This window comes from Brevundimonas sp. GW821-FHT09G01, assembly GCF_059416065.1.
In genome coordinates, this window is sequence record NZ_JBWKOL010000004.1 from 200,680 (window position 1) to 225,202 (window position 24,523).

Sequence of the window (24,523 nt, forward strand, 5' to 3'; positions counted from 1 at the left end):
CAGGCGCATGGCGGAAGCGGGTCGAACCTGACCGAAGCTTAACTTTACAGGATGGGCGCGGCGCGGCGCATTGGCGGACCCTTGTTCGTCGATGGAGCGGTCATGCGCGCCCTTCTCGCCTGTCTGAGCCTGCTCGCCGCCTCGTCCGCCCTGGCGCAGGACGACCTGACGACCTTGTCGGATGAGTTCAACGACGGGGCGCTGACCGGCTGGAGCCGCTTCGACCAGACCTTTGGCTGGCCGGACAAGATCAAGGCCCTGGATGTCGGCGAGAGCATGCCGGGCGCGCTGCATCTGGAGCCCTATCATTCGGCCTGGGTGCGCGACCTGAACGCGCCCTTTCTGTTCCGTGAGGTGCGGGGCGATTTCGACGTCCGCGCCCGGGTGAGGGTGCGCGGCCATGCGGGCGATATCCCCGGCGGGACCTGGTCGCTGGGCGGGCTGATGACGCGGGTCCCCAGCCGATTGAGCGCCGCGCAATGGGCGCCGAGGGCCGAGAACTGGCACTTCATCACCACCGGTATGGGTCATGTCGCCGGCGAGCCGATGACGGAGACCAAATCCACCTTCAACAGCTATTCCTCGCTCAAGCTACGGCCGTTCCCGACGGGATGGGTCGAGTTGCGGCTGGTGCGGGTCGGCATGGTGCTGATCGCCCTGGCGCGGCCGGAGGGCGAGACCCATTGGCGGGTGCGCGACCGCTTCTATCGAATGGAGAACAGCCCGGTGATGCAGGTCGGGCTGATCGCCTACACGACCAGCGACGCCGTTCCGCCGGGACCTGAGAATCCGGAGGTCATCAACCGCGAGGTCAATCGCGACGCGCCTGTGGATATGATCCTGGAGGCGGACTGGATCCGCTTCTCGCGCCCGCGTCCGCAGGTTTCGCCGGACTGGTACGGGCAGGTGAGCGCCAATCCGCTGGCCGATCCCAACCTGCCGGAGGCCGACCTGCTGGCGCTTCTCGGCGACTGAAGAACAGGCTTTACCCTAGGTTGTCGGAGGCCGGCGGTCGTCACAGGCGGTTAACCGCGCGCGATCTATCGTGGGCACGATATGTCCGAGCCCGCTGCCCAGCCCGAGGAGACCGCGCCCGTCACCGGGCTTCGCGCGCGCCATGCGCTGCTGAAACGACTGGCGGACGTGGTGTCCCTGCCGGCCAGCCGGATCAATGCGTTCGAACGGTCGGTGACCGGCGACCTGCTGGTCGAGATGCTGCGGCTGGCCTCTCCGGAAGACCGGCGCAGGGTGGCCGCGCGACTGGCCCCGCTGGCGGAGCTGCCCAACGCGCTGGCGCGGATGCTGCTGCGTGACGAACCGCAGATCGCCGGCCTGCTGATCGAGCAATGCGCGTCGCTGTCCGACGCCGATCTGGTCGCCTGCGCGCGGGACGCCGAGGTCGAGCACCGCTTCCTGATGGCCAGCCGTCGCGGCCTGTCGGAGGTGGTCAGCGAGACCCTGCTGAGTTTCGGCGAGAGCCAGGTCATTGAGGCGGTGCTGCGCAACACGACGGCGCGGCTGAGCCAGGTGGCGGTCGAAGGGGTGGTGAGCCTGAGCCGGACGGACCGGCACCTGTGCGCCCACCTGCTGAAACGGCCTGAGCTGCGCCCGTCGGGCGCCTACGTCATGTTCTGGTGGAGCGGCCCGGAGGATCGCCGGACCATCCTGCAGCGGTTCGCCGTGTCCCGGGAGGTGATGCAGGAGGTGTCCGAGGACGTCTTCGCCATGGCCGCCGAAGAGGGCTGGCAGGACCCGGTGTCGCGCAAGGCGCTGCAGTTCATAGAGCGCCGCCAGCGGAACCGCGCCGCCATCGCCAAGAGCCCTTACGGTGGCCTGGAGGAGGCGGTGGCCGCCGCGGGCCAGATGGGGCTGTCGCGAGAGATCGCGACCGAGATCGCCTACCTGTCCGGGGTGAAGCCGATCACCGGGGCCAAGATCCTGGGCGATCCGGGCGGCGAGCCGCTGGCTATCCTGTGCAAGGCCACGGGGCTTGGACGGGGCGAGCTTCAGTTGCTGTGGCGATCCATGCGGCGTCCTGAAGCTCTGTTGGACGGCTCTCCCGATCCGGTCTGGGAACGCGTGCAGATCACCTATGAGATGCTGGCCGTTGACCGGGCGCAAACAGTCCTGCGCTACTGGAACTGGTCGCTGTCTTCAGCCCTGACCCCCGCTCTACTCAGGGCGATCCGGGACGGCGAGGAGGAGGGGGTGGACGACTATTCGGCCCCGGAGCGTGCGGCGATGCTGGCGTTGGCGGAAAACTTCGGTCGCTGAACGATCGAGCCGTGGTGCCTCATCAGATTTGAGGTGCTGACACGCCGCCATTGCTTTCAAAACAGAAGCTCTCTATTCAAAGCGCCGACGATTGGTCGATGCTGATTCAGTCGAACCGAACAGAGATTGTAGGCGGGATGGCTATGGAAGAGACTTCGCAACTGCTCGAGATGACCGCCGATATCGTGTCGGCCTATGTCGGCAACAATAACGTGCAGGCTTCGGAAGTTCCTGGCCTGATTTCGAGCATCCACGCGGCGCTGTCGCAGGTTTCGACCGGTGCGGTCGAGCCGGAGCCGGAACCCCGCGAGCCCGCCGTTCCGGTCCGCAAGTCGATCACGCCGGATTATCTGATCTGCCTGGAAGACGGTCGCAAGTTCAAGTCGCTGAAGCGCCACCTGCGCACCAAGTACAACATGAGCCCCGAGGAATACCGCGCCAAGTGGAACCTCCCGAAGGACTATCCGATGGTCGCTCCGAACTACGCCAAGGCGCGTTCGGATCTGGCCAAGCAGATGGGCCTGGGCCAGGGCGGCCGTAAGCCGGCCCGCGCCGCGACCCGCGCCAAGAAGTAAGCGTCCGCAAGGACAGACGAAGACGCCCGCCGGATCGCTCCGGCGGGCGTTTGCGCGTGTGAAGTGACTAGTGGCCAGTGATTAGTGGCTGGCCACCAGCATGCGGCCGCGCCGCCCTTCCGCGACCAGAGAATTTGCAAACATCAGCCACTCGTCATGCGGCCTGCGCGCCGCGGCGCATGCGCCAGAAGCGCAGGGTGCGGAGAGCCGCCTCGCGGCTGAGTTCGGCGTACATGCGGGCGTAGGAGTGGGCCTTGGCCATGGCGTCGCCGTCGTCGTTCAACAAGACCACGGCGTAGGTGAGGAACAGGGCGCGATCGAGATCGGCCGCCTTGCAGACCACCGCGAGGGCGTCGAGCTCGCGCCGGTCGACGATCTGGCGCGCGGTGTGGAAGTCGATGTCCGACAACTGGGCCAAGGCGATCAGGAAGGACGTCCGCCCGCCCGAGCGGAGAAAGCGTGCCAGCATCTGGGGCGTCAGTTGCCCAGCGGCCTTCAGCTCCTCGACGTAGGCGAGGCATTCCGAATAGTCGGCGGGCAGTGCGCCGTCGTCGGTGGCCACGCGCGCGCGGCCGGCGGCGAGCGCGGCGTCCAGCAGGGCCGGATCCATGCGGGCGTTCTGTTCGAGAATCTGGTTCCGCAGACGCGCCTCGACGACGAAATACATATCGTTGAGCAGGTCGGCGGGCAGGCCCGCGCGAGAGACGGTGGCGTCATGCAGGGCCGGATTGGCCTTGGCCCGCTCGACCGCGACCTCGGAGGCCTTGCGCGACAGGCGGGCGCCGTCGTTGCGCAGCAGGGTCCCGAGCGTCTCGTCATCGCCGCGCTCGACAATGACCTCGGAGATGGCTTCGGAGACCGAAGGGCGTGCCGAGACGGCGCGCAGGTGATCCTGGCCATGGTTGCGCACGACGCCCAGCAGGTCCTCGTCGGTCAGCACGGGCGAGTGGGCCAGGACGGCGCCGGCGACGGCGGCCTCGTCATTGGCCAGGCGGCGGATCAGGGCGTGGGGCGCATCCGGGGTGTTGGCGAAGCGGCTGGAGAGCTCCGCGCGGACGGCCGTCTCCATATCGTCGGCCAGCTTGGCCAGGACGGCGCCGTACAGGGTGTCTTCGGTCGCGGTGCGCGCGGGCGAACCGAAGAAATGCTCGGTCAGTTCGCGCAGCAGGGCCCGGCGCTTCTCGCTCGACCCTTCTTCAGCGAGGGCGATCAGATCGGGCAGGCGCGACACGGCCACGGTGTCGCTCACTGATAATCCCCTTCCGGCGCGGCGGGCTGGGCGCGGACACGGCCCTGGGCGTCGCGGATCAGGGTCGGGGCCTGCTCCGGCTGGGCGAGGTCCTGGGATGCAATGGTCACGGGCGTGGTGATGGCCAGGGCGTCGACATAGGTCGGCTGGGGCAGGGTCAGGGCATCGGGTTCGCGCCCGTTCTGGCGATGCACCGAATAGTAGCGGGCGCTCTGGGCGGAGGGGCGATCCTCGGGGTTGGCGGCGACCATGGCCACGCGAGGGGACGGGGGCGCGGCGCGGGCGGCCTCGACCTGCTCCTGAGGGGCCGGGGCGGCCTGCGCCGCCGGAGCGGGAGCCGGCGTCCGCTGTAGGCGGAAGATCGGAGCGTCGCGGCGAGGCGCCATGGGGTCGTCCGACGGACCCGCGACGGCGGCGGCGGGAGGAGGAGCGGCGAGGGCGATCTCGGCGGGCGCCGGCTGACCCCGTCCGCCCTGGTCAGGGAGGAAGTCGGGAACGGCGCGGGCCGAAGGCGCTGGTGGCGGTGGCGTGACCGGGGCGGCCATGGCCACCGGCGCCGGCGCCGCAACGGGCGCAGGCGCGCGGAGCCAGGCGGTGGCCGGGGTCAGGGTGCGGCGCGGCGCGTCAGAGGCGACGGTCGGGGTTGCGGGAGGCGCCTCGTAGGCGCCGCCGTGAGGAATGACACGATTGGAGCGGCGCGGTTGCGCGTCAGGGCGGGCCGAGACGTCGGCGAGCGCAGGCGCGGCGGCGCCGGCTCCGCGGCCGGCCCAGTTCAGATAGCGGGCCTGGGTCGGCGCCGGGGTCTGGGCGGCGGCCACGCCGACGGCTCCCGTCGTCGCGAGGACGAGGACCGCAAGGCTGAGGGTCTGGCAGTTGGCGCGACGCAAGGGGCGTCTCCGAACGCGGGGAGTTGGAGAGGCACGGTATCCGCGGCGGGCTTAACCCGTCGCTAACGCCCGGATCAGGAGAGATACGCCCGCACGCGGCGCTCAACGAGACCGACCACACCGCTGAGCGCCAGCCCCATGGCCATCAGGCAGATCAGGGCCGCCAACATGTCGGCGGTGCGCAGGCGGTTGCCGGATTCGAGCAGCCGCCAGGCCAGGCCCTGGGTCGCGCCGGAGCCGGAGACGAACTCTGCGACCACCGCCCCGATGACCGCCAGACCCGAGGCGACGCGAAGGCCCTCCAGCGCGAAGGGCAGGGCGGCGGGGATGCGCAGGCGAATGAGGCGCTGGATGCGTGAGGCGCCGTAGAGGTCGAACAGGCGTTCGAGGTCCGGGTCGGCGGACTTCAGCCCCGTCAGGACGCCCGAGAAGATCGGGAAGAAGGCGACGGCGGCGGCCAGGGCGACGACCGCGCGGTCGGCGTGGTCGAGCCCGGCCCAGATCAGGACGAGGGGCGCGATGGCGACGATCGGGGTCACCTGCAGGGCCACGGCGAGCGGACGGACGGCGTGCTCGGCCGTGCGGCTGATCGACACCGCCAGAGCCAGGCCGCCGCCGAGCAGGGCCGCGACAGCCAGGGCCTGCAGCGCCATGCGGAAGGTCTGGAGGGCGGACCCGGCGAGGATGGGCGCGCGTTCGACGAGGGAGACGACGACCGCGCTGGGCGGCGGCAGGAAGTAGACGGGGACCTGCCACAGGCGGCAGGCGATCTCCCAGACCGCCAGCAGCAGGGCGATCAGCGCCAGCGGGGCGACAAGGCGGCTCACGCGACGCGGTCCGGCATGGCGTGGGCGAGGGCGGCGGCCAGGGTCTCGACCGTCTCGCGGTAATCGGGATCGGCGCGCCAGCCCGCCTGGCGCGGGATATCGCCTGGCGTCGGGCGTGCCATGGCCACCTGTCCGCTGACGGCGTCGAGCACGACGGTGCGTCCGGCCAGATAGACGGCTTCCTCGATGTCATGGGTGACGAAGACGATGGCGGGGCGTGGCGACCGTCCGGCCCAGAGGCTGTGCAGGTCCTCGATCAGATGGCGGCGGGTGACGCTGTCGAGCGCGGCGAAGGGCTCATCCAGCAGGAGCAGGTCGGGCTGGGTGACCAACGCCCGGGCCAGGGAGGCGCGCATGGCCATGCCGCCCGAGAGCTGGCGCGGGCGGGCGGTCAGGCGTTCGCCGAGGCCGACGGAGGCGAGGGCGGCGGCGGCCAGGGCGCGGGCCTCGTCCTTCGGCGTTCCGGACAGCTCGAGCGGCAGGGCGACATTGGTCTGGGCGTCCGCCCAGGGCATCAGGGTGGGAGATTGGAAGACGAAGGCGGTGCGGCCCGGGGCGGTGGTGATCGCCTGGCCCTCGGATGGGCGCTCCAGTCCGGCGAGCAGGCGCAGGGCCGTCGATTTGCCCGCACCGGAGGCGCCGACGACGGCGACGATCTCACCCGGGGCGACAGACAGGTTCAGGGGGCCGATGGCGGCCCGGTCCGCATAGCGGACGACGGCGCCGGTCAGCGCCGCGACGACGTCAGCCACGGCCACGCCCGGGCAGGTATTGGGTGGTGAAGGCCTGCCGCCAATCCAGGTTGGTCGGATAGACGCCGGCCTGGCTGGTGACGTCGAAGAAGGCCTGCCAGCGCTCGTTGGTCATGGTTCCGAGGCCATAGAGGGCGGCGTCTCCGCCATCGACGATGCCGTTGGCCTTCAGCTTGGCGCGGGCCTGATCGAGAATGTCCTGGGTCATCTCCGGATTGTCTTTCCGGATCAGGGCGTCGGCGGCCTTGCCGTCGCCCTGGATGTAGTCGCGCCAGCCTTCGGCCGAAGCGGCGATGAAGCCGCGCAGGGCGTCGCCGTTGTCGCGAGCGAAGGCGTTCGGGGCCAGCACCATGGTGGCGTAGGAGGGGTAGCCTTCGTCGGCGAGCAGGAAGACGCGCGGCTCGAAGCCCGCCTCCTTCTCGATCGTGTAGGGCTCAGACGTCAGATAGCCCTGCTGCACGGCGCGCGGGTCGGCGAGGAAGGGCGCGGGGTTGAAGGTGTATTTGCGGACCTGATCGTCGGTGAAGCCGTACCTGGCCTTCAGCCAGACCCAAAAGGCGTTGATCGAGGCGTCGGCCAGAAGGAAGGGGCGTCCCGCCAGGTCCGCGATGCTCCTCAACGCGGGATCCGGGTGGGCGATGAGGACCTGCGGATCCTTCTGGAAGAAGGCGGCGACGGCCTTCACCGGGGCGCCCTCGGCGACCAGGCTCATGGGGATGAAGCTGTTGGAACCCATGCCCAGTTCGACGGCGCCGGCGGCAAGCAGCTGAGGCACGTTCACGCCCGGGCCACCCTGGATGATCTGGACGTTCAGGCCGCGCTTTGCATAGGCCCCCGAGGCGAGCGCCTGATAGAAGCCGCCGTGCTCGGCCTGGGCGCGCCAGTCGGTCGCGAAGCGCAGGCGAATGCGGCCATCGGCGTCGGGTTCGACCTCGGAACGGTTGCAGCCCGCCAGCACGGTCGTGGCGGCCAGAGCCCCGGCTCCGGCGAGCAGGGTGCGGCGGTCGGGTGCGAAACGGCGATTCCCACGCGAGGTCATGGCCTTATGTACGGCCAAGGCGATGGCGGCGAAAGGGCGAAGGAGAACGGCGCCAGACGCCGGAATTGAGCGAGGGGACGAAGGGCCTCGGCGAACCGGTGCTCCTCGTCCCCTCGCCAAGTCCGGGTTGGACTTGGCCTTTGAGGTTTCAGACCCTGGCTTCAGCATCAGCGGAGCGAACCCCGGCGATGGTCAGCTGTATCTTCTCGCGCTCCTGGTCTCCGGCGTTCCACAGGTCTGGCCTGCGCCGTCCTTCGATCCTGATCCGGTTCCCTTCCGGTTCCGTCTCTGGCCGAAGCCTTCGACATTCCCTTGGAGCCTTGATCCTGCCTCCCGCCCGTTACGGTCCAAAGACCGCCCGCAGCGTCGGGTCAGAGAGCCGGGCCGGTTCGCCTTGAGCCCCGGGTCTCCCCGGATTTCCGCGCCGCCGTGTCCCTCGGCCTGATCAAGCTCGCTCCAAATCCCGGATCCAGCAAGCACCCCGAATCATCCGGTTGTGGACGATTTTCGGGATAAAACTTGTCCGAACCCTGTATCGACTTTCGTACGGCAACGAATTTCTTCGAATTGTGAAGCTATTGCAGCGTTATTCACAGGGGCGCGAAACAGGGTCAATTCTGATCCGAATCGCCCGGAAATTCGCTCACCCGGAGACGTTGCGGTCCAGCCAGCCGCTGATTTCCTTGAGCGCTCGCCGGGCGACCGGACCGCCGAAATGGATGAAGCCGTGTGGGGCGAGCGGAATCTCGATCAACTCCGAGCGCGCGGCGGCGGACCAGGCGTCGGCCATCAGCAGGCTGTCGTCGCGCAGGGGATCCAGATCACCGGCGATGAAGAGAGCGGGTGGGAGACCGCGCATTGAGGCGTGCAGCGGGGAGACGTCGGGACGACGGCGCCCGGCCTCGTCGCGATCAGGCAGCAGGCGCCCGAGATCGGCGGCCAGGGTCGGGCCGTTGAGGATCAGGGCGTCCCGGCCCGCGGCGCGGACGGACGGCGTGCCGCTGAGATCGTAGACGCCATAGACCAGGACGCAGCCGCGCACCGCGCCGAGGCGGCCCTCGTCGCGCAGGGCCATGGTGGTCAGGGCGGCCAGGTGGGCGCCGGCGGACTGGCCGCAGATGAAGACATCGGTCGTGCCGAAACGGGCGGCGGCGTGGTCGATCAGCCAGCGCCCCGCGGCGGCGCAGTCGGCGATGGCGTGCTGGAGCAGGACGCCTCGGGTTTCGCTGAGCAGGCGATAGTCGACCGAGACGACGGCCAGGCCGGCTTCGGCGGCGAGGTCGGCGTTGAGATGATCGTTGAGACCCGCGCTGCCGACAACCCAGCCGCCCCCGTGCATGTCGAGGACCACGCCGCGCGGCGGGCCGGGCGGATGCAGGATGCGCAGGGTGACGTCGCCGTCGGGAGAGGAAATACACAGGGTCTCGACGCGGACGCCGCGACGGCGGAGCCAGGCCGCAGTGACCGCCTGGGCCGCTCCCCCGAAGGCGCCGCTGGCCCACTGGCCGGCCTGCAGTCGCCAGCCGTCGGTCTTGAGGCGAGGCATGACGCCGAGCGCGGCGTTGGTCCGGGCGGCCGCGCGGCGTTCGGACGGGGTCAGCTCAAGACGGCGGACGGCAGCGGGCATGGCAGAAGGCTAGGCCGAACGGCCGCGCTTGGCGATGCGGCGTTCGGACGCCGAAATCAGGCGCCGAGCGCGGCCTTCTTCTCTTCCAGCTCGAGCCATTCCAGTTCGGCGTTCTCGAGCTGCTCGCGCGCCCGGGCGGCCGCGGTCATGGCGCGGTCGAAGGCCTTTGGATCGCGGCTGTAAAGTTCGGGATCCGCCAAGGCGGCGTCGTGCTTGGCGATCTGGCCGGGCAGGCTTTCGAGCAGGCCTTCCAGCTCCTTGAGGCGATGGCTGTCCTTGAAGGTCAGCTTGCCGGGCTTCTTGGGCGCGGCGGCGACGGAGGCCGGGGCGGGGTTGGTCTCGGCGCGTTTGGCGGCCTCCTTGTCCTGTGGGCGCGGATTGGCGCCGGGCTGGAGGAACCCGGGGTTCTGGCGAATGAAGTCGGTCCAGCCGCCGGGGGTTTCGACGATGTCGCCGCGGCCATTCATCGCGATGGTCGAGGTGGCCAGGCGGTCGACGAAATCGCGGTCGTGGCTGACCAGAATCAGGGTGCCGTCATAGGACTCGAGCAGCTCTTCCAGCTTGTCGAGCGTGTCCATGTCGAGGTCGTTGGTCGGCTCGTCGAGGACCAGCATATTGGCGGGCTTGGCCAGAGCGCGGGCCAGCAGCAGGCGGTTGCGTTCGCCGCCCGACAGCGTCGAGATCGGCTGGCGCAGCTGGGCCTCGGAGAAGAGGAAGTCCTTGGCGTAGGCGGCCACATGCTTGGAGACGCCGCGCACCAGGATGGAGTCGCCGCCGCCGGGGGTGAGGGCGTCCCACAGGGTCATGTCGGACTTCAGGCCCTCGCGGGACTGATCAAGATAGACCGGGTCGAGATTGGCGCCGAGGCGGACGCTGCCCTCGTCGGCCTGGAGTTCGCCCAGCAAGACCTTGACCAGCGTGGTCTTGCCCGCGCCGTTGGGACCGACGATGGCCAGTCGGTCGCCGCGGATGACACGGGTGGTCAGGTTCTTGAAGATGACGCGATCACCGAACCGCTTGCTGACGCCCTTGAGGTCGGCAACCAGCTTGCCGGAGGTGACGCCGCTGTCGACGCCGAGCTGGAGCTCGCGCGGCAGGTCCTTGACCCGATCGGCGCGGTCGGCGCGCATGGCCATCAGGGCGCGGGCGCGGCCCTCGTTGCGGGTGCGCTGGGCGGTGATGGAGCGGTAGAAGGTGTAGGTCTCGGCCTCGATCTTCTTGGTCAGGCGGCGCAGCGACTCCGCCTCCTCTTCCATGACCTTGTCGGCCCAGTCGTCGAAGGCGACGAAGCCCTTGTCGAGCGTGCGCACGCGGCGACCTTCGAGCCAGTGCACCGACTGGGTGACGCGGTTCAGGAAGGCGCGGTCGTGGCTGACGACCAGGACGGAGAAGCGCGCGGAGAGCAGTTCGCTCTCCAGCAATTCGATGGCCAGGATGTCGAGGTGGTTGGTCGGCTCGTCGAGCAGGAGCAGGTCCGGCTCCTCGGCGAAGGCCTTGGCCAGCGCGGCGCGGCGGGTCTCGCCGCCCGAAAGATTGACGGCGGGCTTGTGTGGGTCGAGGCCGAAGGTGGTCAGCCAGCTTTCGGCGGTCCAGGGCTGGGCGCCGCCCGAGGCGGCGTAGTCGAGCAGGGTCTCGCCCGCGATGTCCGGCTCCTGCGGGACATAGGCGAAGCGAACGCCGGCCTGGACCGAGCGGTCGCCGGCGTCGGGCTCGATCAGGCCCATGACCATCTTCATCAGGGTCGACTTGCCCGCCCCGTTGCGGCCGACGAGGGCGGCGCGGGTGCGCGGTTCGATGGCCATGTCGACACCGTCGAACAATGGGCGTTGACCGTCCTGAAGACGGACATCCTTGAGGGCGACGAGGGGGGGACGGGCAGCCATGGCGGGCCATATAGAGGAGGGGGCGGCGCATCGCCACGGCCTTGCGCGATTGACCCTTACCGTCCAGCCGGTATGTAAGGCGAATGGACATCAAGACACGCCGCCGCGCGCCCGACACCACCCGCGCCGAGATCATGGACAAGGCGCTGGAAGTCGTCGCCCAACTGGGGCCCCGAGGCTTCACCCTGGACGCGGTCGCGGCGCGCACCACGGTCAGCAAGGGCGCGCTGCTCCATCATTTCCCGACCAAGATGGCCTTGCTCGAAGGCGTGGTGGACTATCTGGGCGAGACGTTCAGCGCATCGATCCTGGACGAGGCGGCGCGCGATCCGGAGCCGTACGGACGGCTGGCGCGCGCCTATCTGCGCGTGACGATCAACGATGCGGTGACTTCGGAAGACGTGAGCATCGGGCGGGCCATCCTGGCCGCCTGCGCCATCGAGCCGTCCCTGCGCGAGCGCTGGTCGACAGCGACGGCTCCGGTGCGGGCGGACGATCCGACCGACCCGGTCGGGGCGGATGACGCCCTGCTGTTGCGACTGGTGGCCGACGGCCTGTGGATGTCGGACATCTTCGGAGTCTACGACGTATCGCCGGACCAGCGCCGGGCGCTGCTGTCGCTGCTGACCCCGGGCCATACCCTGATGGAGACGGCGCGATGAACCCGCTGACCTGGGCCGCCCTGGCGGGCGCCATCGGGCTGGAAGTGGCGGGGACGACGATGCTGCAGATGTCCCAGCAGTTCACCCGGCCGTGGCCGACGCTGGGGATGGGCCTCTGCTACCTGATCGCCTTCTACCTGCTGTCGATCGCGCTGAAGCAGATCCCCGTCGGGCTGGCCTACGCGATCTGGAGCGGGCTGGGCGTGGTGATGATCGCGGCGATCGGGGCAGTGCTGTTCAAACAGAAGCTGGACCTGCCGGCCATCGCCGGGCTGGCGATGATCGTCAGCGGCGTGCTGGTGATCAACCTGTTCTCCAGGTCGGTCAGTCACTGACGATCAGGCCAGCGCGCCGGGTTTGCGCTTCTTGCGGCCAGGCTCGGGAAGGAAGGCGGCGGCGCCGGTGATGACGCCCGCGATCACCAGCCAGACGGCGAAGGCCGCAGGAGCGGTCTTCGCCATTGCTTCCCCGAAGCCCGAGACGAACAGGGCGCCGAACCAGCCCGTCGTGAGCCAGACGCGCCGGAACTGGAATGCGGGGCCGAAGCGATCCGTCGCCAGGGCGCGATCCATGAAGGCGAAGCCGCAGACCAGGCCGACAGCGAGGCCTGGCGCGCCGGTCCGGGCGGTGAGGACGGCGAGGCCGCCCACCACGACGGCGCCGACGATCAGAACCAGGGAAGTCAGACGCTGGCGATCCGGGCTCTGGTAGAGCCATTCCTGTACGATGGCGTGGCCGCCGAAGCGGAAGACCAGGGTCGCGCTGACCATGGCGGCGATCAGTGTCGGCTGCGAGGCGGAGGCGGGCAGGGAGAGAACGTAGAAGAGGATCGGGACGACGCCGATGAATTCGGAGATCCGGTAGCGGGACATGGGCGGAGGCGGGATGTGGGCGGTGACGATCCGCGCCCAGGCGACGAGGCCCAGTCCGGCCAGCAGGATCCCTGGCCACAGCCAGTCCATGTTGGGGAAGAAGGGGGCGACTGTGAGCAGGGCTGCGGCGGCCGGGGCCCAGCCCAGGCGCTTCCACAGGGGGGCGTCCCACGGATAACGATCCGCCCATTTACGGGCCGGCTTGAGCACGCCGTTGACCCAGGCCGCACCGATCCCGGTCATGGCGGCCAGGGCGACCACCCAGGCAGCGAGGATGTTGAGCAGGGCCGTCGGACCGAATGCGCCCGTGCTGACCGCGATCAGAGCCAGGATCGGCGGTACGATCAGCAGGCTGAGCAGGAAGAGGGCGCTGAACCGGGGATGGGCCAGACGCGCCCGCCAGGTCGCCACGGCGTCGGGGTCGAGATGGCTGTACAGGTCCGGAAGGTCGTGGGCGGCTCGGGCGAGCAGATCGGTCACCTGTCGCGACAGGAACGGATCAAGCCGGTCGGCGATGCGACGGAACAGGGTCTGCTTCGTTCGCAAGGCCTTCCAGGCGTCGTGGCCGACGGTCATGGGCCGGGCCAGCCGTTCTATGATGAGGGCCGTCTCGCGGCGCTGCAGGACAGGCTGGGCGTGGGACATGTCCACGCCGACCCGTCCGCTGTCCCAGCCGAAGAATTTGACCGCTGACTCGATCAGGCTGTCGGCCGCCGGGCCGCCGCGGGCGATGGCGTGGGCCAGCCAGTACTCGGTGTTTGCATGAACTCGCAGCGAGTCCATCGCGGGCGAGCGAAAGATGCGCAGCATGATGCCGAGCGCATCGCCGGAGGGCGCGGTGGTCTGGCGAAGCAGGCCTTCAAGTTGGTCGCACAGGGCGGCGTGCGCCGCCAGCCGGGCCTTTTCGGCCTCCAGCTCGGCGGCGATCTCAGGCGACAGCTTCGGTTCAGGCGCGGACGGTGGAGGGGCGACGTCCCACCGGTCTGTCCCGGCGTCGTTCCAGCCTTCACCCGAGTCAGCCTCAGGCTCCGTCCAGCGGTCCGCATCGTCGTCCGCCCAGCGGTCGTCGGAAGCAGGTGCATCGATGACCGTTTCGGCCTTTTTCTTGCGCGGCTTGCGCGCAAGGGGGACGGCCCAGCCGCGGCGGGCCATTTCGAGGGCGCGTTCATAGGCCTCGCGCAAGGCCTGAAAGCCTTCGGCGTCGTCTTCGGGATGGACCTCTTTCAGACGGCGGGCGTAGGCGCGGCGAACCTCGCGCTCGTCATTGGTCGGCTCGAGACCGAGAATGGACCAGATGGATCCGCCTAGAGCCACGTCTGGCCCTCGAACTGGTCGAGGACGGTGGTGAGCTGGCCGATGGCGTGCTCGATCTCGCGCGGGTCCTGGCCTTCGACCACCAGTTCGAAGCGGGTGATCTGGTCGCCGAGGAACTGGCGGGTTTCGCCGAGTGCATCCTCGTAGCAGCGGTGGCCGCGGGCGAGGACGGTCTTCACCGCATCGGAATCCCGCGGGTGCTGCTTGAGCGCAGCGAGCGCGGCGCGGCGCTTCTCGAAGTCCGGTGCGGCGGCGACATCGTCATCGACGATAATCAGCTGACGGGTCTCACCGGTCTTCATCACCGTGACGTCGACCTCGAGCAGGCCGTTGATGTCATAGGTGAACCGGACATCGGTGGCGCCGTCCTCGGCGCGGCCGCCGGCGAGGGGGACCTTGATTTCGCCGAGGTGGACGTTGTCGACGACATGGCGCGACTCCCCTTGATAGATGCGCAGGATCAGCTCGCGCTGGTGATCACGCATCGGGGCGTAGTTTTGTGTCCGACTGGCCGGAATGACGGTGTTCCGCTCGATAATCGGCGAGAAGATGCCGTCGATGATGCGTCCGCCCGGACCGCGCTCGGCGACCTCGACCCCCAAGCTGTAGGGGCAGACGTCGGTCATGACGACTTCCTTCAGGGCCACGTCGCGGGACTTGAGCCCGGCCTGGACGGCGGCGCCAAGGGCGACGGCCTCGTCCGGATTGACGGCGTTGGCGGGGAACCGGCCGAACATGCGAGTGATGGCCTTGCGGACCACGGGCATGCGGGTCGAGCCGCCGACCAGAATGATTTCGGACAGGTCCTCGGAGCGGATGCCCGCGTCGCGCAGCGAGCGCAGGACCGGATCGCGCAGGCGGTTGAGCAGGCCGGTGCAGAGGATTTCGAACTCTTCGGTGCTGATCTGCCGCTCGATCGCCTGGTCCTTCCAGACGATGGACATGGTGGCCGAGGAGCCCTCGGTCAGCGCGCGGCGGGCCCGCTCGGCGGCGACGCGGATGCGTTCGCGCAAGGTGGGGTCAGCGCGGTCCTTTTCGCTGATGTCCTTGCCCGCGGTGCGGCGGAATTCCTCGATGAGGACGTCATTGAAGTCCTCGCCGCCCAGACGATTGTCGCCGGTGGAGGCCCGGACCTCGATCACGCCCTCGAAGATTTCGAGCACGGAGACATCGAAGGTGCCGCCGCCGAGGTCGAAAACCAGGAAACGGCTCTCATTGCCGAGTTCGTGGATGCCGTAGGCCAGTGCGGCGGCGGTGGGTTCGTTGAGCAGGCGTTCGACGCGAAGGCCTGCCAGTTCACCGGCGCGGCGGGTGGCCTTGCGCTGCTTGTCGTTGAAATAGGCGGGGACGGTGATGACCGCCTCGGTCACCGGCTCGCCCAGATAGGCCTCGGCGTCGGCCTTGAGGCGGCCGAGAACGAGGGCCGACAGTTCCTCGGCCGTGAAGTCACGTTTGCCCAGGGGCGTCGCGCGGTTGGCGCCCATGTAGCGCTTGAAGGCCGTGGCGGTGTGGCGGGGGTGGGTGGACTGACGCTCCCGCGCGGCCAGGCCGACCATGACTTCGCCCGAGGTTTCATCGACGCTGACGGCCGAAGGCGTCAGGACGTGGCCGAGACTGTTCGGAATCAGCTCCGCCTTGCCATTGCGAAAGACGCCGACCGCGCTGTTGGTCGTGCCCAGATCGATGCCGATGATCACGCGTATCCCCCGAACGCCACTCGATTTTCCCTACCTTGACGGCGGCTTTCGGGGAAGTGCCCCGGCGACACAAGGCCCCGATCGGCGTATGGAGCCGCCGATGACCGCCTTCTGGGAAACCAAGACCCTCGACCAGATGACCCGCGAACAGTGGGAAAGCCTGTGCGACGGCTGCGGTCTGTGCTGCCTGGTGCGGTTCGAGGACGAGGACACCGGCGAGGTGATCCCGACACGGGTGCACTGCAAGCTGTTCGACCCGGTGCGATGCACCTGCTCCGACTACGCCAATCGGAAGGAGCATGTGCCGGACTGCATCAAGCTGACGCCCTGGAACATCGAGGCGCTGGAGTGGATGCCAAAGTCCTGCGCCTATCGCCGCATCCATGAGGGGCGGACCCTGGCGCCGTGGCATCATCTGGTCTCGGGCAGCCGCGAGACGGTGCACGAGGCGGGCGTTTCTGTGCGCGGGCAGACCGTGTCGGAACTGGCGTTGAAAGAGGCCGAAGACGCGCTGGACTTCGAGGCCCCCGAGTGGCGGGAAGAGCGCGGCGTCTGAGGCTGTCGCGAACCTTCGTCCGAACTGGCGCTGAGAAGCGCAGGAAGATCAGCCACTTGTAAGAAAGAGTCCGCGATCTTCCAACGGTCGGGCGCTGGCGCCCCATACTATTGGCAAGACGGAAAAGACCGGCAGGCGGCGTCCCCCGGTTCCGGGCCAACGGAGATCATCATGCTGAACTGGCGACGGCCCTTCGGGGATCGGCGGCGCGTCGCCGCGCCCGAGATCAAGGACAGCCGGGTCGGCGCCCTGATCGCGTTGGCGGGCGGCGGCCGGGCGCGTTGGACCCCCCGGGACTACGCCAGCCTTGCGACGGAAGGCTTCACCAAGAACCCGGTGGCCTACCGGTGCGTGCGGATGATCTCGGAGGCCGCGGCGGCGACGCCGCTGGCGGTGTTCGCGGGCGGCGTTCGGGCCGACGAGCATCCCCTGGCGGACCTTCTGGCGCGGCCCAATCCCGAGCAGTCCGGAGTGGAATGGCTGGAAGGGGTCTATGGCGCGCTGCAGACGGCGGGGAACGCCTATGTCGAGGCGGCGGGGGACGTGGCGCCGGACGAGCTGTGGTCGCTGCGGCCCGACCGGATGAAGGTCGTACCGGGGCGAAGCGGTTGGCCTGAGGCCTATGAGTATTCGGTGCACGGACGGTCCGTGACCCTGGCGCGGGCGGCGGACGGCTGGATGCCGGTGCTGCATCTGAAACTGTTCCACCCGGTTGACGATCACTACGGCTTCTCGCCGCTGGAGGCGGCCGCCTTCGCCATCGACGTGCACAACGCGTCCGGGCAATGGAACAAGGCGCTGCTGGACAATTCCGCGCGACCGTCCGGGGCGCTGGTCTTTTCGGCGAGGGACGGCGAGCGGCTGACCGACGAGCAGTTCGTTTCCCTGAAGACCCAGATCGACGACCTGCACAGCGGCACGGCGAACGCCGGCCGGCCACTGGTGCTGGAGGGCGGACTGGACTGGAAACCGCTGAGCTGGACGCCGGCGGAGATGGATTTCATCGCCGGGAAACACGCGGCGGCGCGGGAGATCGCGCTGGCCTTCGGAGTTCCGCCGCAACTGCTGGGGATTCCCGGGGACGCGACCTACGCCAACTATCGCGAGGCCAATGTGGCTTTCTGGCGCGGGACCGTGGCCCCTCTGGTGCGCAAGACGGCGGCGGCGTTGACCGGCTGGCTGGGTGGTCGCTTTCCGGACGTGCGGATCGAGCCGGACATGGATGCGGTTCCGGCGCTGCAGCCCGAACGGGAGGCACTATGGGCGCGACTGGAGGCGGCGAGCTTCCTGACCGACGAGGAGCGTCGGCGCATGGCCGGCGTGGGGGCTTGAGCATGGACGGCGTGCGAAAAATTCCCGTGGCCCTGATCACCGCGCTGGCGGTGCAGACGATCGGCGGCCTGGTCTGGGCGGGCGGCGCGGCGGCGCGGATCGGAACCCTAGAGGATCAGGTCGCCGAACAGAGGCTGGTCGCGGAACGGCTGGCGCGACTGGAGGCCCAGGGCGAGGCGACGCGGGCGGCCATGGATCGGATCGAGCGACGGCTGGAGACGCAACGATGAGCCGGTTGGTGGAACGGACGGCGTCCATCCTGCCGGAGGCCGTCGTCATCGAAGGCTACGCCTCGCTGTGGGGCGTGGCGGATCTGAACCGGGACGTGGTGGCGAAGGGGGCGTTCGAGGCCTGTCTGGCCAGGACGGGCGCCGGCGGGGTGCGAATGCTGCACCAGCACGAGGGGCGGGCGGTGGTCGGGCTCTGGAACCGGATGGTCGAGGACGATCGAGGCTTGTTCGTCAGTGGACAGATCCTGGACTGGTCAGCCGAGGCGCGGTTCGCCGGGGCCTTGGCGAAGGCCGGGGCGATGGACGGGTTGTCCATCGGCTTTCGCGCGGTCCGGGCCCGGCGCGACGGGGCGCTGCGGGTGCTGACGGAAGTCGATCTGTGGGAGGTGTCGCTGGTGACCTTTCCCATGCTGCCGGGGGCGCGGTTCAGTCCGGTCCGATAACCCGAGAGGTTTGCCATCCATCGACCACCTTGCGGACGGCCGTGAGGAACGTCTGCTGCTTTACGGCGCGGCCCGCGACGATGGCGAAGAAGACGCCCAGGGCGAAGGGCAGGCGGAAGACGAAGACGAGCAGGAGGGCGATCACGCCGATCAGGGCCCAAAGCCCGATCAGCAAAGACATCTGGTCCGTGGGAACCCGGGGTTCGGGCGTGGGATCGGGTGTCAGGACCGAGGCCGGGAGGTGGCGCGGGGGCGCATCGACCTCCTGAACCCGCTGGAGCGCGCCGACATTGACGAGCGGGGGCGGTTCGACCGGCCGGGCGGCGGGATCGTGGTCGTTGTGACGATGCAGGTCCAGCAGGGGGCTGGGCGGCATTTGCCGCGTCGGCTCGAAGGGAATGGACTGCCCCCGGGCATCGACGGTGAAGACCTGATCGAAGGCCACGGTGGCGAAATCGATGGCGCGGGTGTCCTGGCCGTAGCTGTCGCCGAGGAGGCCGAGCAGGACGCCGTGGCGGACGCGGGCCTTGAAGGCGATCGGGTCGGGGAGGTGACCGACCATGACGTGGACCGTACCGAGGTCGCCGGTCGGGCCCGTGGTGGGCGCCGGACGGCTGCGATCGACGATCATTTCGGTGAACAGGCCGAAGCCGGAGTTGCGGCGTTGGCTGGGCCGGCTTTCCTCGAACTGGCCCGCCAGATCGGGGATCTCCGCGCGGAGGTCGTGGACCAAGGCGTCCATGACGGCCCGTTCGAGACGGGTGTAGCGGCTCATCGGACGGCGCCCGGGAGCGCGGCCGTGAGGCGGGCGAAACGAAGAGTTCCGGGGCGGTTCACGTCCCGACCCTAACCGCGATCGGCGGTTCTTCAACACCGGAGACAGAATGAAAGAGACCAAACAGGCCCCGGCCACGCCGGAGGCGCGCGCCGCCATGCATGAAATGATGGCCGCGTTCGAGGCGTTCAAAGGCGCCAACGACACGCGGCTGGATGAGATCGAGCGCAAGGCGTCGGCCGATACGCTGCTGGAAGAGAAGGTGGCGCGTATCGACCAGGCGGTGGCCAGCGCTCAGGCGCGGCTGGACCGGGTGGTCAGCGAAGGGCGTCGACCGCCGCTCGGGACCGAACCCAAGGTGATCGAGGCACCCGAGGCCAAAGCGGCCTTCGACGGCTATCTGCGCGCGGGCGCATCATTCGGGCTGGAGCTGAAGGCGGGGCTGTCGTCGGCGTCGAACTCGGCCGGCTATGTCGTGCCTGAGCAGACCGAACGCGCCATCGAGCGGCGATTGATGGCCGGATCGCCGATGCGCGAGATCTCGACGGTGCGCACGGTGCAAGCAGGCGTCTTCCGCAAGCCGGTGTCCATCGCCGGCGTGGGCTCGGGCTGGGTAGCGGAGACGGCGGCGCGGCCCGAGACCGATCCGGCGACGCTGGCGCTGCTCGAGTTCCCGTCGGCCGACCTCTATGCCTGCCCGGCGGCGACCCAGTCGTTGCTGGACGACGCTCTGGTCGATCTGGACGAATGGCTGGCCGCGGAGGTCGAGGACGCCTTCACCGCGCAGGAAACCCAGGCCTTCGTCAACGGCGACGGGAGCAACAAGCCGCGTGGCTTCCTGGACTACACGATCGTCGCAGACGCCGATCAGGACTGGGGCGAGATCGGCTACGTCGCCTCCGGCGCGGCCGGCGCCTTCGCCCCGACCAGCCCGGCGGACCGCCTGATCGATCTGATCTACGCGCCGAAGGCCCAATACCGGCCCAACGCCCGCTTCGTGATGAACCGGCGCACGGTCTCGGCGGTGCGCAAATTCAAGGACGCGGACGGCAACTACATCTGGCAGCCGGCGCAGCGGGCGGGTGAGACGGCCTCGCTGCTGGGTTACCCGGTCACCGAGATCGAGACGATGCCGAACATCGCGGCCAATGCGGCGGCGATCGCGTTCGGCGATTTCCGGCGCGGCTATCTGATCGTCGACCGGGCGGGGGTGCGCGTGCTGAGGGACCCGTACTCGGCCAAGCCCTATGTGCTGTTCTACACCACCCGGCGTGTCGGCGGCGGGGTGCAGGACTTCGACGCGATCAAGGTGATGAAGTTCAGCGCGACCTAGCCCGCTGAGGGAGTGAGTTGGCGGCGGGTGGCGAGCGAGTCGCTACTCGCCGCCCGGCGTTCGCCACCATCAATCAAAGCGAGGTCGATATGACCGCACCGGTGTCCCTCACCGAGGCGAAGCTGTTCCTGCGCGTCGAGCACGGCGCTGAGGACGGGCTGATCCAGACATTGATCGACGCGGCCCGGGCGCGGGTCGAGGGCGACGTGGGCCTGATCCTGACGTCCACCTCGCCTGCTCCATTGCGGCTGGCCATCCTGATGCTGACGCTGCGCGGCTATGAGCGCGGCGAGACCGAAATGCCGATCCAGCCGGTCGAGGCCTGGCTGGCGCCGTACCGCGTGGTGCGGTTGTGATCGCCGCGCGCATGCCTTTGCTGGCCCAGGTGTTCGAGGTCATCGAGGCGGAGACGCCCTATGGCGGACGCAGCCTGACCTATGAGCTGATCGGTTCGGCCTGGCTAAGGGCGGGGCCGACGCGACGACGGGACAGGAGCGAAGCGGGGACCTTGACGACGGTTGAGACCCTGACGGCCGAGATCCGGCTGGATTCCCGACTGACCGCCGGGCGTGTGCTGCGCTTCGGCGGAGGAGACTGGCGGATCGTCTCGGGCGAGCCGGTCGACCGCCGGAGCATCCTTCATCTGGAGCGGACGCGATGAGCCATGAACTGGCCCTGCAGAAGGCGCTGATCGTGCATTTGAAGCACGATCCGGCGACCTCGGCCTTGCTGGGCGGTCGGATGTGGGATGCGCCGCCGCCGGAGCCGAGCTATCCGCACCTGCTGATCGGCCGCAGCGAAAGCCGGCCGGTCGCGGCGGACGGCGGCGGGATCGAGCATCTGCTGACGTTGACCATCGTGTCCCGCTTCCAGGGCGCGGAGGAAGCCAAGGCCGCCCTGGCGTCGGTCCGTGCATGCCTGACTGATGCGACGCTGGAGGCGGACGGGGTGCGGACCGTCAGCCTGGGCGTGCGCTTCAGCGATGTCTGGCGGTCGCCCACCGGTCCCCGAACCTATGCGGTCCTGCGTGTGCGGGCCGTGACCGAAGAAATCTGAACCGGACGGAGATTCACATGAGCGCTCAACGCGGCAAGGACATCCTGCTGAAGATCGAAAGCGGGGGCGGCGGTTTCACGACCGTGGCGGGGTTGAGGGCGCGGACCATCGCGCTGAACGCCCGGACGGTCGACGCGACCGACGGCGACAGCGCCGGGCGTTGGCGTGAGCTGCTGTCCGGCGCTGGAGTGCGGTCGGCGGCGGTGAACGGACAGGGCGTGTTCCGGGATGCGGCCTCGGACGCCCTGATCCGCGAGGCCTTCTTCAGCCAGGCGACGCGGATCTGGCGGCTGATCGTGCCGGACTTCGGGCAGCTGGAGGGACCGTTCCTTGTGGCGGCGCTGGAGTACGCCGGGGAGCATGAGGGGGAGGCGACTTTCGCGATCAGCCTGGCCAGCGCCGGCGAGATCGCCTTCGAGGCCCTGTGATGAATGGCGCACGGGGCGAGGCGAGGGTTCGACTGGCCGGCGAGGAACGCACGCTTTGCCTGACGCTGGGTGCGCTGGCGGAGATCGAGACGGCGTTGGGCGTGGAAGGGTTGGGCGGATTGGCGGACCGGATGCGCCGGTTGTCTGCGCGCGATCTGACGGCGGTGCTTACGGCTTTGCTCAGAGGCGGGGGCGAGACGGCGCTGGCCGGCGACCTGGTCGTGGCGCTCGATCCGCGCGAGGCCGCTGAAGCGGTGGCGATGGCGTTCACGGCGGCGGCGGAATGAGCAACCGCTGGGGTGAGATGCTGCGGACCGCAGTGAGCCTGGGGATCCGGCCGGCGGTCTTCTGGCGCCTTTCGCTGAGGGAGTGGCGGATGCTGACGGCGCGGCCTTCCGGGCCGGAGCCCATGGGACGCGATGCGCTCGAACGACTGGCGGAGGCATGGCCCGATGAATGAGATGTTCAGGCCCGATGGGCTGGAGGAGACGCCCCGACGGGTCGCGGAAGCGGCCGCGGCCCTGGAAAGTCTGCGGGAGCCCGCAGAGCGGGCGGCGGCGGCGGTCGAAGACGCCTTCGGGAAGGCGGCCGACGGACTGGCGCGATCATTGGCAAGGGCGGCGGCGGATGGGGAGATCACGCTCGCCGAACTGGCGCGCGCTGTGCTGACGGTCGTCAACAGCGCGGGCGGCGGAGGGGCGTCGGGGTTGTCGGGCGCCATCGCCAATGCGGTGTCGGGACTGTTCTCGGGCAGCCGGGCCGATGGCGGACCCGTCTCTGGCGGGGGAGCCTATCTGGTCGGCGAGCGTGGACCGGAAGTGTTTCGTCCGATGGGCTCGGGGACGATCGAAGCGGCGACGGGGAGCGCGGTGACGGTGAATGTGTCCCTCGGCGGCGGGGTCCCGGGTTTGCTGCGCTCCGAGGCCCAGATCGCGCAGATGCTAGCTCGAGCGGTGGCCTTGGGCGCGAGGAGGCTTTGATGTCTTTCCATGAGGTGAGACTGCCCACCCGTCTGGCGTTCGGATCGACGGGCGGGGTCGAGCGGCGAACCGAGGTGGTGACGCTGGGGTCGGGCCACGAGCGGCGATCGACGCCATGGGCGGCCGGCCGAAGGCGTTATCTGATCGGGGCCAACCTGCGATCGCTGGACGACATGGCGACGCTGACAGCCTTCTTCGAAGCGCGGCGGGGGCGGTTGTACGGCTTCCGGTTTCGGGACTTCTCGGACTTCAAATCCTGTGCGCCGGGCGCGAGCGTCGGTCCGGCGGATCAGAGGCTGGGGCAAGGCGACGGAGCGCAAACGATGTTTACCTTGCGCAAGACCTACGGCGAGGGTCCGGACGCCTGGAGCCGCCTGATCGCCAAACCGATCGACGGATCGGTGCGGGTGGCCGTCAATGGAGTGGAGACCTCGGCCTTCACGGTCGATGTGGCGACGGGTCGGGTGACGCTGGCGGCGGCCCCTGCAATCGGAGCGGCGGTCACCGCCGGGTTCGAGTTCGATACGCCCGTGCGCTTCGACTCCGATCGGATCGAGGTGACGCTGGAGAGTTTCGACGCCGGCCGGATAGCCGCCTTGCCGCTGATCGAGATCAGGATCTGAGACATGCGCGACATACCGACCGAGCTGGTCGCCCGCATTGAAAGCGGGGCGGCGACGCTGTGCCATGTCTGGCTGCTGATGCGGCAGGACGGCGAGCGATTGGGCTTCACGGACCACGACCGCGACCTGGACCTTGACGGCGTGATCTGCCGCGCGGCCAGCGGCTGGACGGCCGGGGTAATGGAGAGCGCGGTGAATCGCGTCGGGACGGTCTCAGTGGCAGGTGTTCTGGATGACGCGATGATCCGCGCGGAGGATCTGAACGCCGGTCTGTACGACCGTGCGAGCATCGATCTGTGGCGGGTGGATTGGGCCAGGCCCGAACTCAGGGTGCGGCTTTGGTGCGGACGGCTGGCCCGGGTGCGGCGGGAGGGTGAGGCCTTTACGGGAGAGCTGGAAGGGCCGTTCGCGGCGCTGGATCGGGTGGTCGGCCGGACCTTCGGCCGGGGCTGCGAGGCCGAACTGGGCGACAGTCGGTGCGGCGTGGTGCGCGCCGCCTTTCCGGGCCTGACCTGCGACCGGCGCTGGGCGACCTGCGTAGGCGTGTTCGGAAACGGGGCCAATTTCCGGGGCTTTCCCGACATCCCGGGCGACGATTTTCTCGCTGCATCTCCCGTGGAGGGTGGTCGGAACGACGGCGGGAGCCGCCGGTGAGGGCGCGGGTGCTGGCGGCGGCCCGGAGTTGGCTGGGAACACCCTATCGACATCAGGCCAGTATGAAGATGCAGGGGGCGGATTGCCTGGGGCTGGTGCGCGGGGTGTGGCGCGAGGTCGTGGGCGTGGAACCGGAGGCGGCCCTCGCCTACGGGCCTGACTGGGCGGAAGCGGGCGGTGAAGAGCTGTTGTGGGCTGCGGCGCGGCGATGGCTGGTCGAAATTCCGGTGGCGAGAGCGCAGGCGGGAGACGTGTTGCTGTTTCGCATGGCGGCGGGTGTGCCGGCCAAGCACTGCGCCATTCTGAGCGATGAGGCCGGCGAGGGGCGGATGATCCACGCCTACTGGGGGCGGGCGGTGGTGGAGAGCTGGATGGGGCGGTGGTGGCGCCGGCGGCTGGTCGCGGCTTTTGCCTGGCCCGCGCCCCGGGTCCCGGAAACAGACGGAGAATAGAGA

Annotated in this window: 30 protein-coding genes; 20 read left to right on the top strand and 10 right to left on the bottom strand. The window is 69.1% G+C overall.

Annotated elements, in window-relative coordinates; translation table 11 throughout:
• The first annotated feature begins 102 nt into the window (after positions 1–102).
• The 3 genes from AC07NB_RS10190 (at position 103) to AC07NB_RS10200 (ending at position 2,849) form a co-directional block, all read left to right on the top strand.
• Positions 103–975 (top strand): DUF1349 domain-containing protein, encoded by an 873-nt coding sequence (locus AC07NB_RS10190; protein WP_494570767.1) that lies wholly within the window; start codon positions 103–105, stop codon positions 973–975.
• Between the two features lie 81 nt (positions 976–1,056).
• The gene (locus AC07NB_RS10195) at positions 1,057–2,274 is read left to right on the top strand and encodes a DUF2336 domain-containing protein (protein ID WP_494570768.1); all 1,218 of its coding nucleotides are present in this window, start codon (positions 1,057–1,059) and stop codon (positions 2,272–2,274) included.
• A gap of 143 nt (positions 2,275–2,417) precedes the next feature.
• Complete coding sequence (locus AC07NB_RS10200; RefSeq protein ID WP_492834119.1) at positions 2,418–2,849, top strand: Ros/MucR family transcriptional regulator; 432 nt, start codon at positions 2,418–2,420, stop codon at positions 2,847–2,849.
• Positions 2,850–3,003: 154 nt separating this feature from the next.
• Here AC07NB_RS10200 and AC07NB_RS10205 read toward each other — a convergent pair whose 3' ends face one another.
• The 7 genes from AC07NB_RS10205 to AC07NB_RS10235 form a co-directional block, all read right to left on the bottom strand.
• Positions 3,004–4,098, bottom strand: a complete 1,095-nt coding sequence (locus AC07NB_RS10205; RefSeq protein ID WP_291832597.1) for a DUF2336 domain-containing protein — start codon at positions 4,096–4,098, stop codon at positions 3,004–3,006.
• The gene (locus AC07NB_RS10210) at positions 4,095–4,985 is read right to left on the bottom strand and encodes a hypothetical protein (protein ID WP_494570769.1); all 891 of its coding nucleotides are present in this window, start codon (positions 4,983–4,985) and stop codon (positions 4,095–4,097) included. The genes AC07NB_RS10205 and AC07NB_RS10210 overlap by 4 nt, the downstream gene beginning before the upstream one ends.
• 74 nt (positions 4,986–5,059) lie before the next feature.
• A complete protein-coding gene (locus tag AC07NB_RS10215) occupies positions 5,060–5,812 on the bottom strand; it encodes an ABC transporter permease (RefSeq protein WP_492312439.1) in 753 nt (250 codons plus the stop codon).
• Positions 5,809–6,564 (bottom strand): ABC transporter ATP-binding protein, encoded by a 756-nt coding sequence (locus AC07NB_RS10220; protein WP_291836264.1) that lies wholly within the window; start codon positions 6,562–6,564, stop codon positions 5,809–5,811. The genes AC07NB_RS10215 and AC07NB_RS10220 overlap by 4 nt, the downstream gene beginning before the upstream one ends.
• On the bottom strand, positions 6,557–7,603 hold the full coding sequence (locus AC07NB_RS10225) for an ABC transporter substrate-binding protein (RefSeq protein WP_291836261.1): 1,047 nt from the start codon (positions 7,601–7,603) through the stop codon (positions 6,557–6,559). The genes AC07NB_RS10220 and AC07NB_RS10225 overlap by 8 nt, the downstream gene beginning before the upstream one ends.
• Before the next feature lie 643 nt (positions 7,604–8,246).
• Positions 8,247–9,230: an alpha/beta hydrolase gene (locus tag AC07NB_RS10230; protein ID WP_494570770.1), complete on the bottom strand. Its 984-nt coding sequence runs from the start codon at positions 9,228–9,230 to the stop codon at positions 8,247–8,249.
• A gap of 56 nt (positions 9,231–9,286) precedes the next feature.
• A complete protein-coding gene (locus AC07NB_RS10235; RefSeq protein WP_494570771.1) occupies positions 9,287–11,113 on the bottom strand; it encodes an ABC-F family ATP-binding cassette domain-containing protein in 1,827 nt (608 codons plus the stop codon).
• An 83-nt stretch (positions 11,114–11,196) separates the two neighbouring features.
• Between AC07NB_RS10235 and AC07NB_RS10240 the strand changes: the two genes are divergently transcribed.
• Together AC07NB_RS10240 and AC07NB_RS10245 are read left to right on the top strand one after the other, a co-directional pair.
• A complete protein-coding gene (locus AC07NB_RS10240; protein ID WP_494570772.1) occupies positions 11,197–11,775 on the top strand; it encodes a TetR/AcrR family transcriptional regulator in 579 nt (192 codons plus the stop codon).
• Positions 11,772–12,110 (top strand): DMT family transporter, encoded by a 339-nt coding sequence (locus AC07NB_RS10245; protein WP_494570773.1) that lies wholly within the window; start codon positions 11,772–11,774, stop codon positions 12,108–12,110. The genes AC07NB_RS10240 and AC07NB_RS10245 overlap by 4 nt, the downstream gene beginning before the upstream one ends.
• 3 nt (positions 12,111–12,113) lie before the next feature.
• Here the strand turns inward: AC07NB_RS10245 and AC07NB_RS10250 are convergent, their stop codons facing one another.
• A complete protein-coding gene (locus AC07NB_RS10250) occupies positions 12,114–13,961 on the bottom strand; it encodes a J domain-containing protein (RefSeq protein ID WP_494570774.1) in 1,848 nt (615 codons plus the stop codon).
• Positions 13,952–15,658, bottom strand: a complete 1,707-nt coding sequence (locus AC07NB_RS10255; RefSeq protein WP_494570775.1) for an Hsp70 family protein — start codon at positions 15,656–15,658, stop codon at positions 13,952–13,954. Before AC07NB_RS10255 ends, AC07NB_RS10250 begins: the two co-directional genes overlap by 10 nt.
• Positions 15,659–15,746: 88 nt before the next feature.
• On the opposite strand from AC07NB_RS10255, the gene AC07NB_RS10260 reads away from it, so the two are divergent.
• The 4 genes from AC07NB_RS10260 (at position 15,747) to AC07NB_RS10275 (ending at position 18,219) form a co-directional block, all read left to right on the top strand.
• The gene (locus AC07NB_RS10260; protein ID WP_492312446.1) at positions 15,747–16,214 is read left to right on the top strand and encodes a YcgN family cysteine cluster protein; all 468 of its coding nucleotides are present in this window, start codon (positions 15,747–15,749) and stop codon (positions 16,212–16,214) included.
• A 171-nt stretch (positions 16,215–16,385) separates the two neighbouring features.
• Positions 16,386–17,546, top strand: a complete 1,161-nt coding sequence (locus tag AC07NB_RS10265) for a phage portal protein (protein ID WP_492312447.1) — start codon at positions 16,386–16,388, stop codon at positions 17,544–17,546.
• A gap of 2 nt (positions 17,547–17,548) precedes the next feature.
• Entirely contained in the window at positions 17,549–17,776 is a 228-nt protein-coding gene (locus AC07NB_RS10270; protein ID WP_492312448.1) for a hypothetical protein, read from the top strand.
• Entirely contained in the window at positions 17,773–18,219 is a 447-nt protein-coding gene (locus AC07NB_RS10275) for an HK97 family phage prohead protease (RefSeq protein WP_494570776.1), read from the top strand. The genes AC07NB_RS10270 and AC07NB_RS10275 overlap by 4 nt, the downstream gene beginning before the upstream one ends.
• On the opposite strand, the gene AC07NB_RS10280 is transcribed toward AC07NB_RS10275, so the two are convergent.
• Positions 18,203–18,994 (bottom strand): hypothetical protein, encoded by a 792-nt coding sequence (locus AC07NB_RS10280; RefSeq protein WP_492312450.1) that lies wholly within the window; start codon positions 18,992–18,994, stop codon positions 18,203–18,205. The genes AC07NB_RS10275 and AC07NB_RS10280 overlap by 17 nt on opposite strands.
• Positions 18,995–19,103: 109 nt before the next feature.
• Between AC07NB_RS10280 and AC07NB_RS10285 the strand changes: the two genes are divergently transcribed.
• From AC07NB_RS10285 to AC07NB_RS10335, 11 genes are all read left to right on the top strand, one after another.
• A complete protein-coding gene (locus AC07NB_RS10285; protein ID WP_291833053.1) occupies positions 19,104–20,327 on the top strand; it encodes a phage major capsid protein in 1,224 nt (407 codons plus the stop codon).
• Positions 20,328–20,416: 89 nt separating this feature from the next.
• On the top strand, positions 20,417–20,683 hold the full coding sequence (locus AC07NB_RS10290; RefSeq protein ID WP_291833056.1) for a head-tail connector protein: 267 nt from the start codon (positions 20,417–20,419) through the stop codon (positions 20,681–20,683).
• Positions 20,684–20,694: 11 nt separating this feature from the next.
• Positions 20,695–20,988 carry a phage head-tail adapter protein gene (locus AC07NB_RS10295; RefSeq protein ID WP_494570777.1) on the top strand — a complete coding sequence of 98 codons (294 nt, stop codon included), beginning with the start codon at positions 20,695–20,697 and terminating at the stop codon, positions 20,986–20,988.
• Positions 20,985–21,383 carry a DUF3168 domain-containing protein gene (locus tag AC07NB_RS10300; protein ID WP_291833062.1) on the top strand — a complete coding sequence of 133 codons (399 nt, stop codon included), beginning with the start codon at positions 20,985–20,987 and terminating at the stop codon, positions 21,381–21,383. Before AC07NB_RS10295 ends, AC07NB_RS10300 begins: the two co-directional genes overlap by 4 nt.
• Positions 21,384–21,400: 17 nt before the next feature.
• Positions 21,401–21,811 carry a phage major tail protein, TP901-1 family gene (locus AC07NB_RS10305; protein WP_492312453.1) on the top strand — a complete coding sequence of 137 codons (411 nt, stop codon included), beginning with the start codon at positions 21,401–21,403 and terminating at the stop codon, positions 21,809–21,811.
• Positions 21,811–22,098 carry a GTA-gp10 family protein gene (locus AC07NB_RS10310; protein ID WP_492312454.1) on the top strand — a complete coding sequence of 96 codons (288 nt, stop codon included), beginning with the start codon at positions 21,811–21,813 and terminating at the stop codon, positions 22,096–22,098. Before AC07NB_RS10305 ends, AC07NB_RS10310 begins: the two co-directional genes overlap by 1 nt.
• Positions 22,099–22,115: 17 nt before the next feature.
• Entirely contained in the window at positions 22,116–22,271 is a 156-nt protein-coding gene (locus tag AC07NB_RS10315; protein WP_492312722.1) for a phage tail assembly chaperone, read from the top strand.
• Positions 22,264–22,791 (top strand): phage tail tape measure protein, encoded by a 528-nt coding sequence (locus tag AC07NB_RS10320; protein ID WP_492312455.1) that lies wholly within the window; start codon positions 22,264–22,266, stop codon positions 22,789–22,791. The genes AC07NB_RS10315 and AC07NB_RS10320 overlap by 8 nt, the downstream gene beginning before the upstream one ends.
• Entirely contained in the window at positions 22,791–23,414 is a 624-nt protein-coding gene (locus AC07NB_RS10325) for a phage distal tail protein, Rcc01695 family (protein ID WP_494570778.1), read from the top strand. Before AC07NB_RS10320 ends, AC07NB_RS10325 begins: the two co-directional genes overlap by 1 nt.
• 3 nt (positions 23,415–23,417) lie before the next feature.
• Positions 23,418–24,068 carry a phage/gene transfer agent baseplate hub protein gene (locus AC07NB_RS10330; RefSeq protein WP_492312457.1) on the top strand — a complete coding sequence of 217 codons (651 nt, stop codon included), beginning with the start codon at positions 23,418–23,420 and terminating at the stop codon, positions 24,066–24,068.
• 8 nt (positions 24,069–24,076) lie between these two features.
• Positions 24,077–24,520 carry an NlpC/P60 family protein gene (locus AC07NB_RS10335; RefSeq protein ID WP_494570779.1) on the top strand — a complete coding sequence of 148 codons (444 nt, stop codon included), beginning with the start codon at positions 24,077–24,079 and terminating at the stop codon, positions 24,518–24,520.
• The last annotated feature ends 3 nt before the right edge of the window (positions 24,521–24,523 follow it).

What these genes read in the sequence shown, in the direction of transcription:
- AC07NB_RS10320 (WP_492312455.1), top strand. Translation starts at nt 22,264, where the DNA reads ATGAATGAGATGTTCAGGCCCGATGGGCTGGAGGAGACGCCCCGACGG.
- AC07NB_RS10245 (WP_494570773.1), top strand. Translation starts at nt 11,772, where the DNA reads ATGAACCCGCTGACCTGGGCCGCCCTGGCGGGCGCCATCGGGCTGGAA.
- AC07NB_RS10315 (WP_492312722.1), top strand. Translation starts at nt 22,116, where the DNA reads ATGCTGCGGACCGCAGTGAGCCTGGGGATCCGGCCGGCGGTCTTCTGG.
- AC07NB_RS10295 (WP_494570777.1), top strand. Translation starts at nt 20,695, where the DNA reads ATGCCTTTGCTGGCCCAGGTGTTCGAGGTCATCGAGGCGGAGACGCCC.
- AC07NB_RS10305 (WP_492312453.1), top strand. Translation starts at nt 21,401, where the DNA reads ATGAGCGCTCAACGCGGCAAGGACATCCTGCTGAAGATCGAAAGCGGG.
- AC07NB_RS10285 (WP_291833053.1), top strand. Translation starts at nt 19,104, where the DNA reads ATGAAAGAGACCAAACAGGCCCCGGCCACGCCGGAGGCGCGCGCCGCC.
- AC07NB_RS10310 (WP_492312454.1), top strand. Translation starts at nt 21,811, where the DNA reads ATGAATGGCGCACGGGGCGAGGCGAGGGTTCGACTGGCCGGCGAGGAA.
- AC07NB_RS10260 (WP_492312446.1), top strand. Translation starts at nt 15,747, where the DNA reads ATGGAGCCGCCGATGACCGCCTTCTGGGAAACCAAGACCCTCGACCAG.
- AC07NB_RS10330 (WP_492312457.1), top strand. Translation starts at nt 23,418, where the DNA reads ATGCGCGACATACCGACCGAGCTGGTCGCCCGCATTGAAAGCGGGGCG.
- AC07NB_RS10325 (WP_494570778.1), top strand. Translation starts at nt 22,791, where the DNA reads ATGTCTTTCCATGAGGTGAGACTGCCCACCCGTCTGGCGTTCGGATCG.
- AC07NB_RS10280 (WP_492312450.1), bottom strand. Translation starts at nt 18,994, where the DNA reads ATGAGCCGCTACACCCGTCTCGAACGGGCCGTCATGGACGCCTTGGTC.
- AC07NB_RS10200 (WP_492834119.1), top strand. Translation starts at nt 2,418, where the DNA reads ATGGAAGAGACTTCGCAACTGCTCGAGATGACCGCCGATATCGTGTCG.
- AC07NB_RS10190 (WP_494570767.1), top strand. Translation starts at nt 103, where the DNA reads ATGCGCGCCCTTCTCGCCTGTCTGAGCCTGCTCGCCGCCTCGTCCGCC.
- AC07NB_RS10225 (WP_291836261.1), bottom strand. Translation starts at nt 7,603, where the DNA reads ATGACCTCGCGTGGGAATCGCCGTTTCGCACCCGACCGCCGCACCCTG.
- AC07NB_RS10270 (WP_492312448.1), top strand. Translation starts at nt 17,549, where the DNA reads ATGGACGGCGTGCGAAAAATTCCCGTGGCCCTGATCACCGCGCTGGCG.
- AC07NB_RS10230 (WP_494570770.1), bottom strand. Translation starts at nt 9,230, where the DNA reads ATGCCCGCTGCCGTCCGCCGTCTTGAGCTGACCCCGTCCGAACGCCGC.
- AC07NB_RS10290 (WP_291833056.1), top strand. Translation starts at nt 20,417, where the DNA reads ATGACCGCACCGGTGTCCCTCACCGAGGCGAAGCTGTTCCTGCGCGTC.
- AC07NB_RS10195 (WP_494570768.1), top strand. Translation starts at nt 1,057, where the DNA reads ATGTCCGAGCCCGCTGCCCAGCCCGAGGAGACCGCGCCCGTCACCGGG.
- AC07NB_RS10235 (WP_494570771.1), bottom strand. Translation starts at nt 11,113, where the DNA reads ATGGCTGCCCGTCCCCCCCTCGTCGCCCTCAAGGATGTCCGTCTTCAG.
- AC07NB_RS10300 (WP_291833062.1), top strand. Translation starts at nt 20,985, where the DNA reads ATGAGCCATGAACTGGCCCTGCAGAAGGCGCTGATCGTGCATTTGAAG.
- AC07NB_RS10275 (WP_494570776.1), top strand. Translation starts at nt 17,773, where the DNA reads ATGAGCCGGTTGGTGGAACGGACGGCGTCCATCCTGCCGGAGGCCGTC.
- AC07NB_RS10265 (WP_492312447.1), top strand. Translation starts at nt 16,386, where the DNA reads ATGCTGAACTGGCGACGGCCCTTCGGGGATCGGCGGCGCGTCGCCGCG.
- AC07NB_RS10240 (WP_494570772.1), top strand. Translation starts at nt 11,197, where the DNA reads ATGGACATCAAGACACGCCGCCGCGCGCCCGACACCACCCGCGCCGAG.